General features: G+C 55.3%; 13 protein-coding genes and 1 tRNA gene. 12 read left to right on the forward strand and 2 right to left on the reverse strand.

The features are described from left to right. Nucleotides 1–82 precede the first annotated feature (82 nt). The 7 genes from J0X15_RS05625 to J0X15_RS05655 all read left to right on the forward strand — a co-directional run bounded on the left by J0X15_RS05625 (nucleotide 83) and on the right by J0X15_RS05655 (nucleotide 5,701). Complete coding sequence (locus tag J0X15_RS05625; protein ID WP_206938830.1) at nucleotides 83–700, forward strand: TetR/AcrR family transcriptional regulator; 618 nt, start codon at nucleotides 83–85, stop codon at nucleotides 698–700. Between the two features lie 66 nt (nucleotides 701–766). Next, complete coding sequence (locus J0X15_RS05630; RefSeq protein WP_206938833.1) at nucleotides 767–1,744, forward strand: zinc-binding dehydrogenase; 978 nt, start codon at nucleotides 767–769, stop codon at nucleotides 1,742–1,744. Nucleotides 1,745–1,986: 242 nt separating this feature from the next. After that, entirely contained in the window at nucleotides 1,987–3,081 is a 1,095-nt protein-coding gene (locus tag J0X15_RS05635) for an ABC transporter substrate-binding protein (protein WP_209015145.1), read from the forward strand. After that, nucleotides 3,071–4,141: a FecCD family ABC transporter permease gene (locus J0X15_RS05640; RefSeq protein ID WP_206938837.1), complete on the forward strand. Its 1,071-nt coding sequence runs from the start codon at nucleotides 3,071–3,073 to the stop codon at nucleotides 4,139–4,141. The genes J0X15_RS05635 and J0X15_RS05640 overlap by 11 nt, the downstream gene beginning before the upstream one ends. Continuing rightward, nucleotides 4,135–4,884, forward strand: a complete 750-nt coding sequence (locus J0X15_RS05645; RefSeq protein ID WP_209015102.1) for an ABC transporter ATP-binding protein — start codon at nucleotides 4,135–4,137, stop codon at nucleotides 4,882–4,884. Before J0X15_RS05640 ends, J0X15_RS05645 begins: the two co-directional genes overlap by 7 nt. A gap of 146 nt (nucleotides 4,885–5,030) precedes the next feature. Beyond that, a tRNA-Ser gene (locus J0X15_RS05650) sits at nucleotides 5,031–5,120 on the forward strand. A 347-nt stretch (nucleotides 5,121–5,467) separates the two neighbouring features. Further along, a complete protein-coding gene (locus J0X15_RS05655) occupies nucleotides 5,468–5,701 on the forward strand; it encodes a hypothetical protein (protein WP_206938840.1) in 234 nt (77 codons plus the stop codon). Between the two features lie 79 nt (nucleotides 5,702–5,780). Here J0X15_RS05655 and J0X15_RS05660 read toward each other — a convergent pair whose 3' ends face one another. Then, nucleotides 5,781–7,286: a tripartite tricarboxylate transporter permease gene (locus J0X15_RS05660; protein WP_206938841.1), complete on the reverse strand. Its 1,506-nt coding sequence runs from the start codon at nucleotides 7,284–7,286 to the stop codon at nucleotides 5,781–5,783. Between the two features lie 2 nt (nucleotides 7,287–7,288). Next, on the reverse strand, nucleotides 7,289–7,831 hold the full coding sequence (locus J0X15_RS05665) for a tripartite tricarboxylate transporter TctB family protein (protein ID WP_331461881.1): 543 nt from the start codon (nucleotides 7,829–7,831) through the stop codon (nucleotides 7,289–7,291). Between the two features lie 88 nt (nucleotides 7,832–7,919). On the opposite strand from J0X15_RS05665, the gene J0X15_RS05670 reads away from it, so the two are divergent. The 5 genes from J0X15_RS05670 (at nucleotide 7,920) to J0X15_RS20410 (ending at nucleotide 11,668) form a co-directional block, all read left to right on the forward strand. Continuing rightward, complete coding sequence (locus tag J0X15_RS05670) at nucleotides 7,920–8,687, forward strand: IclR family transcriptional regulator (protein WP_231710299.1); 768 nt, start codon at nucleotides 7,920–7,922, stop codon at nucleotides 8,685–8,687. Nucleotides 8,688–8,928: 241 nt separating this feature from the next. Further along, nucleotides 8,929–9,897, forward strand: a complete 969-nt coding sequence (locus J0X15_RS05675) for a Bug family tripartite tricarboxylate transporter substrate binding protein (protein ID WP_206938844.1) — start codon at nucleotides 8,929–8,931, stop codon at nucleotides 9,895–9,897. Between the two features lie 92 nt (nucleotides 9,898–9,989). Next, nucleotides 9,990–10,556 carry an NADPH-dependent FMN reductase gene (locus J0X15_RS05680; RefSeq protein ID WP_206938845.1) on the forward strand — a complete coding sequence of 189 codons (567 nt, stop codon included), beginning with the start codon at nucleotides 9,990–9,992 and terminating at the stop codon, nucleotides 10,554–10,556. A gap of 47 nt (nucleotides 10,557–10,603) precedes the next feature. After that, nucleotides 10,604–11,218, forward strand: a complete 615-nt coding sequence (locus J0X15_RS05685) for a nuclear transport factor 2 family protein (protein ID WP_206939293.1) — start codon at nucleotides 10,604–10,606, stop codon at nucleotides 11,216–11,218. Nucleotides 11,219–11,308: 90 nt separating this feature from the next. Then, the gene (locus J0X15_RS20410; RefSeq protein ID WP_408015331.1) at nucleotides 11,309–11,668 is read left to right on the forward strand and encodes a hypothetical protein; all 360 of its coding nucleotides are present in this window, start codon (nucleotides 11,309–11,311) and stop codon (nucleotides 11,666–11,668) included. The last annotated feature ends 413 nt before the right edge of the window (nucleotides 11,669–12,081 follow it).

The following is a 12,081-nucleotide window of genomic DNA, read 5'->3' on the forward strand; positions in this document are numbered from 1 at the left end:
GGCGTCAACGTCTAAGAACCGTCTGTAAACCGGTCTGAAAAATAACTAGACGACCGGTCTATTTCCAAGTTACACCGCCGCCATGAAGCAGGACCAGAAATCAGAGGCGACCCGACGGAAAATCCTCCAGGCAGGACAATCGCTCGTGCTTGCAAAGGGGTATTCAGCCGTCGGCCTGAAGCAGATCCTTGACGCAAGCGGCGTCCCCAAGGGATCCTTCTATTATTACTTCAGCTCCAAAGAAGCATTTGGCTGCGCAATGCTGGAGGCCTATCTCCATGACTACCTTACCGCCTTTGACAGGGTGACAGCGCAGGGGAGCCCTGCCCGCCCCGCAAGTGAACGGATGATGGCCTATTTCGCCGCCGCGATCCCTGAGGATCTGTCTGTCTCCATGGCCAACCGTTGCCTTGTGGTGAAGCTCTCTGCAGAGATCAGCGACCTGTCAGAGGACATGCGCGCCATCCTTGTTACAGGCGTCGACACCCTGCTCGCCAGACTGAAGGATCTTCTGAACCAGGGCACTGCGGATGGATCCATTAAGCTGGAGCTATCGCCGCAAGAAACGGCCCCATTGCTCTACGGACAATGGGTTGGCGCAGCCATCCTTGCCAAATTGTCTCGGAGCCCGGCACCGCTGAGAGCCGTTTTAGCTGACACGCGCCGACGCTACATGCTTCCACTAACTGCCGTTGGCTAGGCTCTCCGACCTGACTGACGATCGAAGAGCTGGGCCAGCCAACCTCCTCCCTAAAGGACAAAATCCATGAAAACCATTGCCTATGTCACATTCGGCGAGCCCGAAGCCGTTCTCTATGTCTCAGACACTGACAAGCCGTCTGCCGCTGCCGGTGAAGTCCTTCTGCGTATGGTCCTGTCCCCCATCCACAACCATGACCTTTGGACCACGCGCGGGAAATACGGCTATAAGCCCGACCTTCCCGCTCAGGGCGGCACGGAAGCCTTGGGAATTGTCGAGGCTGTCGGTGAAGGCGTCGACACCGAGTTGATCGGCAAGCGCGTTGTCGCAGCTGGCGTTCAAGCTTCGTGGAGCGCGTATTTCACCGCCAAGGCTGAAGCCATCGTCCCGCTGCCGGATCAGATCTCCGATGAGGTCGGCTGCCAGCTCATCGCCATGCCGTTCTCCGCACTGGCGCTGCTAGAGTTCCTCGATGTCCAGAAAGGCGACTGGGTCATCCAGACCGCCTCCAACGGAACAGTTGGCAAGGTTTTCGCAGATCTTGCCAAAGCTCGTGGCATCAACACACTCAACCTGGTGCGCCGCGCAGAGGCTGTGAGCGAATTGCAAGACCTCGGATTTGCCAATGTCTTATCGACGAGCGAAGACGGCTGGCAAAACAAGGCGCGCACCATCATTGGTGATACAGGCGCCCGTGCCGCCGTGGATTCTGTTGGGGGGCCAGTTGTCGAAGACATTGCCGAACTGCTCGGTGTCGATGGCCTGTTGGTCGTCTTCGGATCCGGCGCCGGTGTACCGCTGCAGTTGTCCGCCATGACGATGATTTCCAAACACCTGGTGGTCAAAGGCTTCTGGGGCTCGCGCGTCATCGGCGACATGCCGGCAGATGAGAAACGGCGACTGATCGTCGAGCTTGTGACCCTGGCCGCAAAGAACGAGTTGCGCCTGTCCGCCGGCGGTATCTTTCCGCTTGAGGATATCAAGTCTGCCGTCGAAGCCAGCCTGACCGCCGGCAAGTCCGGCAAAATCCTGCTGCGTCCATGAGATTGCGATAACCAAACCCACCTCAACCATCCCTGCGCCCATCAAAAGGCGTAGGGACGAATTGCCCTTGGCGCAAACAGAGCCAGATCTTTGGAAACTCTGTAAATCGCCTCTCATATTTCTTGAGTTTTTAGTTCATAATAAGTACCTCCCTGTCTCACCCTGCAAGCATGCACAAGGCACGCTTGCCTTTCCGGAGGTAAAATTTGGTGTTGCGCTCTCTTGTTCTCGGCTCTCTTGCCATGACCGTCGGTCTCGGACTTTCCCCAGTCCAGGCTGATGAAATCACGATCACCGATATCGCCGGTCGTGAAGTCACGCTTGATGCCCCTGTCGACCGGATCATCCTCGGCGAAGGTCGCCAGATCTATCTGCTGGGCGTTCTCAATCCGGATGACCCCTTCAAGAATGTGGTGGGTTGGCGCCAGGACTTCTCCCAGGCTGATCCGGACAGCTATGCCCGCTACGAGACAAAGTTCCCTCATCTGAGAGACCTGCCAACGTTTGGCGGATTCAAGGACGGTACATTCGATGTAGAACAGGCCGCAGCCCTGCGGCCCGACGTCATTTTGATGAATATCGAAGCCAGGCCTGCAACCGAAGATGCCGGTTACGACGACAAGCTCGCCGCCCTCGACATCCCGATCGTCTATGTCGATTTCCGCGAAAAACCACTGGAGCACACCACGCCGTCCATGCGCATCATGGGCCAGCTTCTTTCCGAAGAAGCCCGTGCCGAAGAGTTCATCGCCTTCTCTGAAGAACAGCTGGGGCGTGTCACCAAAGCCGTTGAATCTTCAGTGAGCGAACGGCCCACTGTGTTTGTCGACCGCGCAGGTGGCTATTCCGACGATTGCTGCATGAGCTTTGGCGACGGCAACTTCGGCAAATATGTCGAGCTGGCCGGCGGCACGAACATCGCCAAGGACATCATCCCGGCCACCTTCGGCACACTGAACCCGGAACAGATCATCGCCTCCAACCCGGACCATGTCGTCGTCACCGGGGGGAATTGGGATGCCTATGTTCCCGGTGGCAACTGGGTCGGCATGGGGCCCGGGTCAGATATGAAAGCAGCGCAGAAGAAGCTTCTCAACCTGACCAAGCGCACAGCCATGACCGGCATTTCTGCTGTTGAAACCGGCAACTTCCATGCAATCTGGCACCAGTTCTACAACAGCCCCTACTACTTTGTGTCCGTGCAGAAAATGGCCAAATGGCTGCACCCTGAGCTGTTTGCCGGCCTTGATCCGGAAGCGACCATGAAAGAGCTCCACAGCCGTTTCCTACCCGTGGATTACGAACCGGGATACTGGGTCTCGCTCAATGGAAACTGAAGTGCGCCCGCTGGACGCAAAAGTCGAAGGGCGCGGTTTTTACCGCGCCCTGGTGCTGCGTCGGCAAATCATCCTGGCACTTTTGACCGCAGCCCTCTGCCTGAGCGTTTGCGTTGACCTCGCGATCGGGCCCGCGCGCTACAGTCTGGGGGAGGTCGTCACCGCCCTTGTCTCACCGAGCATCGTATCCGACCAGATCCGTGTCATTTTGTGGGACATCCGCATGCCGGTCGCCCTGATGGCAATTGTTGTTGGTGCCAGTCTTTCGGTTGCAGGCGCTCAGATGCAGACAATCCTGAGCAACCCGTTGGCAAGCCCGTTCACACTCGGAATTTCCGCTGGCGCCAGCTTTGGCGCAGCCCTCGCCCTGGCGTTCGGCATTGTGCTGTTCCCCCCGGCAATTGACTACGTGATCCCGATCAACGCCTTTGTCATGGCCATGCTGACCTCGTTCCTCATTCATGCCCTGAGCATGCGGCGCGGCGTTACCATCGAAACAATCGTGCTGCTCGGCATCGCCATGGTCTTCATTTTCAATTCGCTGATGGCGCTGATCCAGTTCTTTGCCAGCCAGCAGGCCGTGTCCGCCGTAGTGTTCTGGACCATGGGCAGCCTGACCAAAGCCACCTGGCCGAAATTCTGGATCACCACCACCGTCCTGATTGTCGTGCTGCCGCTGCTCACCCGCCACGGTTGGGCGCTCACCGCCATGCGCCTGGGCGACGCCAAGGCCCAAAGCATGGGTGTCAACCCGAAGCGCATTCGCCTCGAAGTCCTGGTGCTTGTATCCCTGCTGGCAGCTATTGCCGTTGCCTTCGTCGGCACCATCGGCTTCATCGGACTTGTCGGACCCCATATTGCCCGCCTTCTGGTCGGCGAAGATCAGCGTTTCTTCTTGCCCGGAGCCGCCATCTGCGGTGCTTTGATCCTCTCCGTCGGCTCTGTGCTTTCCAAGATCATCATCCCGGGCACAATCATCCCGATCGGGATTGTCACCTCTCTCGTTGGCATTCCGTTCTTCCTGTATTTGATCCTCAATCGAAGGTCCCAGCCATGGTGAGCCTGCGTCTGGAAAAACTCTCGGCAGCTTATGGTCAAACAACCATCTTGGAAAATGTTTCCACAGACACGCTGATGGGCGGCCAGCTGGTCGCACTCCTCGGGCCGAATGCCGCGGGAAAATCAACTCTGTTCCGCCGCATTCTCGGTCACCTCAAAGGGGCTGGCACCGTGCATCTGGAAGGCCACAGCAAGGACAGGCCGATTTGCCACATGCCACAGGACACCGGCGTCTCTGCCGCCTTGAGTGTCTACGAAGCTGTGCTTCTGTCCCGCATGCAGGGCCGAAGCCTACGCGTTGCCGATGAAGACCTGGCTCAAGTGGAAAACACGCTACAGTACATCGGCATATCGGCCTTGGCCCAGCGAAACATTGCCGACCTCAGCGGTGGACAACGCCAACTCGTGAGCGCCGCCCAGGCCATTGTTCAGGAGCCTGAGATCCTCTTGCTCGACGAGCCGACATCAGCACTTGACCTGCATCGTCAAATCGATCTGCTGCGCATCCTCAGAAATCTCGCGGACGAGCACAAGATCCTGATCATCCTGGCAATGCACGATCTCGGCCATGCCCTGCGCTTCACGGATCAGGCAATTGTTCTCAACAAGGGCACGGTGGCTGCAGCTGGCCTGACGAATGAGATCCTCAAGCCACAGCTGCTGCGCGACGTCTATCAGGTGGAAGCACGCATAGAGCCGTGCCAGAGAGGCCGCCTGCAAATCATCATCGACGACGTCGCCTGACGCGCGACAAGCCCCCATCTGACCCGAGCTTGAAATGCATCAAATGACGCCCTGCTGCACAAGCGGCTGAGAAAGGAAGACTTTTGATGTGGATAGGGCAAAAACGTCTTGATCTCCAAACCCAATACTCGTAAATCAGCCTTGTTGGAGAGGTGGCCGAGTGGTCGAAGGCGCTCCCCTGCTAAGGGAGTAGGCGGGTGACCGTCTCGAGGGTTCGAATCCCTTCCTCTCCTCCACCTTCCCCTTTAAACTCAACACCTTTTCTCATGTTGTCGATTTGTGCCCCTGCAGTTTCTTGCAGGAACATTCCGTGAACCAGTTTCGAGAATCCAGTAATCTCGTACAAAATCCAAACAATTTTGTTTTTCAGGTGTTCCGTTTGAGCATGACTCGCTGCGTCCACTACGTCGGCTTTCGGGATGAACCGGATAATCCGGCAAGACGCGATTAGCAAAGCGCTAACGGCAAAGAGCCTCACATAGCCAAAACGCGTCCAACGCCGTTCGATGTGTCCCAGCAACTCTCTTTGGCATAACCCCAAAAATGTGTTAATCGCCAATCAAACAGCGACAGGAATACACCAGTGAACGAATTGAGCGTAGCGGATGCAAAGAACCGCATTTATGAATCCCTTCAGGCGGACAATACGGACATTGACCTGCATATCGCAGCTCTCAAGGCAGCGCTGAAGCGGGAAGGCGCGAAAGAGACTGACCTAGATCCTTCCAGATTGGTCCAGAACAATCGTTCCGGCCGAAAACTACTGCAGGCTTACTTTCGCCAGCGCGGCGTGATGGTCAAGTTTATGTCTTCGTGACGCGACCCCTGAACTAATCGGTTAATAGCCTGGTCGTCGTCGCGCTGCAGGCTTGGGCTCTGCCAACCAATCGAATAGGTCAACTTGCAGATGAGAACTTAGGGTGCTTCCGCAAGCTAAGGCTGACCACAATTGCCATCAGTCCAAGACCGACAATCAGAATGGCAGCACTGACCGGCCGCTCGATAAAGACCAGCGGGTCACCACGGGACAAGAGCAGCGTTCGACGTAAGTTCGTTTCCATCAAAGGCCCCAGCACCAATCCCAACAACAGCGGCGCCGGTGAGAAACGCCAACGCTGCATTAAAAAGCCGACCAGCCCGAAAAAGCCTGCAAGATAGATATCGACAACCGAATTTCGGATGGAATACACGCCTATGCAAATGAAGGTGAGAATCGCGGGATAAAGATAGCGGTAGGGAATAGTCAGGATCTTCACCCACAAGCCAATTAGCGGAAGATTCAGGACAAGCAGCAGTATGTTACCTATCAAGAAACTGACCGTCAGCCCCCAGAAAAGTTCCGGCTGATCAACCACAAGCCGCGGTCCAGGCACGACGCCATGAATGATTAATGCACCAAGTACGATCGCTACAATGGCGTCACCAGGAATTCCAAGACTGAGCGTCGGAATAAAAGCCGCCTGCGCGGCAGCATTGTTGGCTGCTTCCGGCGCCACCACCCCTTCGATGGCCCCCTGCCCGAAGCGCTCCGGCGTTCTGCTCACCTTTTTTTCCATCGCATAAGCCACGAAGGTGGAAAGCGCAGCCCCAGTGCCAGGAAGAATGCCGAGAAGCGCCCCAATCCCACTTCCACGCAACGCCGGCAGAATGGACTTTCGCCAATCATCGCGCGTCGGCAGCATTGACCGCCAGTCGACCTTGACACGACGAACTTCCCCCTGACCAATCCTTCCCGCGTTATTGATCACTTCAGCGATACCAAAGAGCCCTGTCGTAATCACCACCAGATTGATCCCGTCACTGAGGGCAGGAAATCCGAAGGTAAAACGCCAAGTGCCACTGTTCACATCCGTACCGGCAACTCCGATCAAAAGACCGAGTACGACAGATGTGGTGGAGCGCAGCGGAGAACCATCACCCACCAGCGCTGCGGCCATTAGCCCAACAACCATCAACGAAAAATATTCAGCCGATCCAAAACTCAATGCGACACGTGCCAAAGCCGGCGCGAAGGTCGCCAACATCAAGATGCCGACCACCCCACCGAAAAAGGAGGCAATCGTAGTAATAAAGAGCGCAACCCCAGCACGCCCCTGACATGCCATTGGATAGCCATCCAAACAAGTCACTGCCGCTCCCGCAGTCCCTGGAAGGTTTAACAAAATCGATGCAGTCGAACCGCCATACATGGACCCGTAATAGATACCTGCCAGCATGATGATGGCTTCAGTCGGCTCTGCATAGAAGGTGAGTGGAAGCAACATTCCGACAGTCGCGAGCGGGCCAATCCCGGGAAGTACGCCGATCGCCATGCCAAGTGTCACTCCAAGAGTGCAATAAGCAAGTGCCGAGAAAGAAAACGCGACCGAGAGCCCGAGGGCAAGGTTGGAGAATAGCTCCATTCCTAAATCACCAGAACTTGAAGCGGCAACCGCAGAAACATGATGAAGACAAGGCTGCAAACTGCAGCAAGTCCGACCGCCAGAAGAAGCGTTGCCCGCAGGGACAGTTCCCCATCCGCCTGGCCTGTCAGAAAGACCCCGAACACGATGGCAGGCACAAAGCCAATCCACTCAAGGACAAAACCAAACGCCACAACTCCAGCGGTAACGAAGATCAACCCTCTGAAAGGGATGCTTTTGCGCGACACAAAGCAACTGACAGCGCTGGTGCTGCCTCGCTCAACCGGCCGCCAATCTTTGATGAAAATGAGAAGCCCGAGAACAATCATTAAGCCCCCAAGCGCAGCCGGAAAAACTGCGGGCCCAATTTGCCTCAGACTACCGGGATCATAGGACAAGGCCTCTACTATCGCACCTGCTCCTAGGGCCACGACCGTCGCGCCGGCTAAAAGCCCGTCGACAGATCTCTTCGCCTTCTCCGTCATGTAAACCTCCTCGGGCCACCTCAGGTAGCCTTCCAGCCGTCCGATGAGTGCCTCCCACATCAGGAAAGCGAATGCGGATCTATTTCTGCTTGAAACTCCAGATCAAACAGTCATATATTTACAAATATAAATTATTAGAGATATGAGAATGGCATCACTCAAGAAAGTCAAGTCCGCCGAACGGACGCTCGATCTGTTGGAAGTTCTTGCCGACGCACCAATGCCATTAAACACATCCGCATTGGCAGAAGCACTCGACATCCCCAAAAGCAGCCTGTTTCACCTTTTAGGAACGCTGGAGGACCGTGGCTACATCGCACCCAAAAAGCGAGGGTATGTCCTCGGACCAAAGCTCGGCGAACTCGCGGCAACCCTGAACACCCGATCTGATATCACGAGCCTTTTTCGCCCACTCCTGAACGAGCTCAGTGCCACCATCAATGAGACGTGCAGCCTTAACATTCGCAAGGATGATACGGTTGAAGTTGTCGCAACAGTCGCCGGTCGCCACGCCCTTTCTTATACAATGCAGCTTGGAGACGTGGCACCGCTGTACGCCGTCTCTGCCGGAAAGGCGATCTTGGCTAAGTGTCTAGATCATGAGATCGAGGCCTATTTGGAGCGGCTAACCTTCGAAAAGTTTACGCCGCAAACCATCCACTCACCTGAACGGCTCTGGAGAGATATCGAACGAAGCCGTTCGGAAGGCTTTGGCTACGTCGAGGAAGAGTTCACTCCCGGCATCGTGGGCCTTGCCATCGCCCTCCCACAGTTACCCGGAGACCCCAGTCAGGCAGCTCTCAATATCGCCATACCCAGCGCACGTTTCGATGCGCAAAAGCTCACCCAGATTCGCCAGGAACTCCGGATATTGGCAAGCAAGGCAAGCGGTCTGGCGGGCCAATCCTCCATTTGAAACACGCCGAACTCTAACTCTTACAATGCCCGGCCCAACCGCCGGGCTTTTCGTGTTTGGCACTGACGAAGGATCAACCTCATAGACTTCCCTTCTCAATCATGATTTACTTATAGAAAATAATTTATATATGTAAAATAAAGCAAGCAATCAAAAAGTAGAAGCATAACCTTAACAAGGGGAAACGGCCGGCCAAATCATTGAAAAGGCCGTCCGAAGGGAACATCAAGGAGGAAGCATCATGAACAAGATTAACTTGGTAGGCGCCGCCATTGGCGGCCTTCTCATGACAGCGCCGGCAGTCGCCGCCAACGATTGGCCGACGCGGCCAGTCAGCGTCATCGTCGCCTATGGCGCAGGTGGCGGCACTGACACGCTATCGCGTATCGTTGTCGAACCGTTATCAGAAGTCATTGGCCAACCGGTCGTGGTTGAAAATCGCCCCGGTGCAGGCGGCACTATGGGAGCAGATGCTGTCGCCAATGCAAAGCCTGACGGCTACACGCTGTACATGATGGCCAACGGTCATACGGTAGCGGGTGCGATGTACGCAAATCTTCCATATGACGCAGCCAATGACTTCCAAGGAATTTCTGAGGTTGCCTCAATGCCATTGATCGTGGTTGCACGGCCCGATTTCGAAGCCAATACCTTTGAGGAGTTGGTGGCACTTGCCTTGGAAAAGCCAGGCGAACTGAACTTCGCCTCCGTTGGCGTGGGGTCATCGCAGCATTTTACCGGTGCACTGATGGCGGAATCTGCCGGGCTGGATATTGTTCACATACCTTACCAGAAGACACCTGAGGCTCTCGCTGCCGTGCTCTCTGGTGAAGTCGATATCCTCATCGAGGTGCTTGCCCCTATGCTTGGGCAGGTAAAGGCCGGAGACGTAAAGGCCTTGGGTCTGACCAGCGCCAAGCGTCATCCGCAACTTCCTGATCTCGCGACGGTCTCCGAAGCTGGCGTTGAAGGTTTTGACGTCTCCACATGGTATGGCTTTGCTATGCCCAAGGGAGCCGACGTTGCACTTGTCGAGAAAATCGCCAAGTCGGTCGCCCAGGCTCTGGAGAGCGAGTCATTGATCAACAAGCTCGGTGAAAGCGGCTTCATCGTAAAGGCAACCACCCCCGACGCCTTTACGATGAAGATCGGCTCTGAAATCACGCGTTGGCAAGCTGTGCGGGAAAAGGCCGGAATTCCCCAGCGATGAAAGATAGGTCCGCGCCTGAGCGCAGGCCCCAGGTCCTCGCTCAGGCGCTATGCCAATTTTCATATTATAATACAAGTACTTGAGAGAACATCATGACAGAAAAGCTAAAGGTCATGGCGATTTGCGGCAGCCTGCGTAAGGGATCGCTCAATCAGATGGTCGCCAACACACTGCAGGAGTTGGCTCCAGCAGATATGACGCTTGTTCAGGCGCCATCGATCGCCGATATTCCGCTCTATAACGCAGATCTGCAAAATGATGATGGTTTCCCGGTCACTGTTGATGCACTCGCGGCAGCGATCGAAGAAGCTGACGCCATCATTTTCGTTTCTCCAGAATATAACTATTCTGTCCCGGGCGTTCTAAAAAACGCCATCGACTGGGTTTCTCGCCTACCCAACCATCCGTTCAAGCAAAAGCCCATCGCCCTGCAATCAGCGGCAGCAGGAATGTTAGGCGGCGCCCGCATGCAATATCATCTTCGCCAGATCCTGGTATTTTTGGAGGCCGATGTTTTCAATAAACCGGAAGTATTCATCACATTCGGAAAAACCAAGGTTGATGAAGCCTCGGGCCGTTTGACGGACGAAGCTGCACGCGAAGTCATTTCCGCACAACTTGCAGCGTTTGGCCACTACATCCAGAGGGTACAGTCATGACCACAGGCGACACTTTCGAAGGCACTGAGGCTCAGATGAAAAATCAAATGGCGGCCGCCTTTTCCCCTGAACTCCTTGACCGTCTGACCATCCGCGACTTAGTGGAAAGCTGGGCTGTATGGCGAGATGCGAATGATTGGAAGCGGTTTCGCACTGTTTGGCATGACGATGGCATCATGCAAGCCACTTGGACCCAGGGAACTGCCGATGAGTTCATTGCCATGAGCAAAGCTGGCTTTGCGAAAGGCGTTCGTATTCTCCATTTTCTCGGGGGCAACACCATCGACCTCAAAGGCGCACGAGCCATCTCCCAAACCAAGATGACTATCGCCCAGCGCGCCAAGGTTGAAGGCGTGTTATGCGATGTCGTTTGCACAGGGCGCTTTTACGATTTCTTCGAAAAGCGCTCCGGAAGATGGGGCTTGGTGCTACGCCAGCCAATTTATGAAAAGGACCGGCTCGATCCCGTTGCCCCTGATGAAACTCCAAAACTGGATCCGCATCTTCTCGCATCTTTCCCTGAAGGCTACCGTCACCTGGCTTATTTGCAATCCGGACTCGGCTACAAAGTAAAGACCGATATGCCTGGACTTGTCGGGCCGGAAGTAGAAGCGCTTTACCGACGCGGCGCTGGCTGGTTGGACGGTGGTTCGCAATGGTAAAGCAGTAGAGCTGAAGGTGCGTCTCGTCCTCAGACCACTTCGGGCAACCAACCTATCGACCTGGCTGCTCTATGGAGGGCAGCGTTCAGCATTGAAGCGTTCATAGGTATTTTTCGGGAATATCAAGCGAGTCTTGGCGTAAGGGAACTGTGCCGCAAGCACGGCGTCAGCGACGCGGCTTTTTACAAGTGCGTGCCGAGTTTTGAGAGATGGCAATGTCAGAGGCGAAGAAGCTTAAGGGTGTTCGAGGCAGAGGTCTCCAAACCCAAGAAGTTTCTGGCCGAGAAGATCATAGATGCATCCACGTTACAGGAGATGCTGGCAACGTATGCCAGTTCTATGGCGGCGATGCATTCTTGTTTGTATCTGCGAGCACCAACCCAGTCGAGAAATGTCTGGCGGCAGTCGCCGACATGTCATTGTTGGGCATCCACTTTGCCCACGAGTTAGAGCAGTTGGTCGTGATGCGAGGTTAACTTTACATGCTGATCAGCGACGACGGGACGGAGCTGACCACCTGCACGATGCTGAGGTGGCAAGAAGGCGGTAAAGTCGAGTAACACGACATCCCAACGGCAAGCCAAAGCAGAATGGCTTCGATGCATCGTTCCATGGCCGGATGGCACAACGACATCAATCATTATCGCCGGCATTTCAGCCGAACTGATCTGACACCACGGCAATATGCTAACCGGTGATAAGAAGGTCAAAAGCTGAACAGTGCTAACTTATAGAAGCGAACTCCTGGGGGGAGTAGGTTAGCGGGAACGCCTTGACTGCGCTCTGGTTAATGGTGAGAAGGTTGTACTAATCCAAAACCAATGCGCGCTTAACCTGCCACGGAATGGGCCTGGTCTTGCAGC

The sequence above is a fragment of the Roseibium limicola genome, assembly GCF_017313085.1.
Lineage (GTDB): Bacteria > Pseudomonadota > Alphaproteobacteria > Rhizobiales > Stappiaceae > Roseibium > Roseibium limicola.

Coding starts and splice junctions, on each gene's coding strand:
- J0X15_RS05625 (WP_206938830.1), top strand. CDS start 83: ATGAAGCAGGACCAGAAATCAGAGGCGACCCGACGGAAAATCCTCCAG.
- J0X15_RS05630 (WP_206938833.1), top strand. CDS start 767: ATGAAAACCATTGCCTATGTCACATTCGGCGAGCCCGAAGCCGTTCTC.
- J0X15_RS05635 (WP_209015145.1), top strand. CDS start 1,987: ATGACCGTCGGTCTCGGACTTTCCCCAGTCCAGGCTGATGAAATCACG.
- J0X15_RS05640 (WP_206938837.1), top strand. CDS start 3,071: ATGGAAACTGAAGTGCGCCCGCTGGACGCAAAAGTCGAAGGGCGCGGT.
- J0X15_RS05645 (WP_209015102.1), top strand. CDS start 4,135: ATGGTGAGCCTGCGTCTGGAAAAACTCTCGGCAGCTTATGGTCAAACA.
- J0X15_RS05660 (WP_206938841.1), bottom strand. CDS start 7,286: ATGGAGCTATTCTCCAACCTTGCCCTCGGGCTCTCGGTCGCGTTTTCT.
- J0X15_RS05665 (WP_331461881.1), bottom strand. CDS start 7,831: ATGTGGGAGGCACTCATCGGACGGCTGGAAGGCTACCTGAGGTGGCCC.
- J0X15_RS05670 (WP_231710299.1), top strand. CDS start 7,920: ATGGCATCACTCAAGAAAGTCAAGTCCGCCGAACGGACGCTCGATCTG.
- J0X15_RS05675 (WP_206938844.1), top strand. CDS start 8,929: ATGAACAAGATTAACTTGGTAGGCGCCGCCATTGGCGGCCTTCTCATG.
- J0X15_RS05680 (WP_206938845.1), top strand. CDS start 9,990: ATGACAGAAAAGCTAAAGGTCATGGCGATTTGCGGCAGCCTGCGTAAG.
- J0X15_RS05685 (WP_206939293.1), top strand. CDS start 10,604: ATGGCGGCCGCCTTTTCCCCTGAACTCCTTGACCGTCTGACCATCCGC.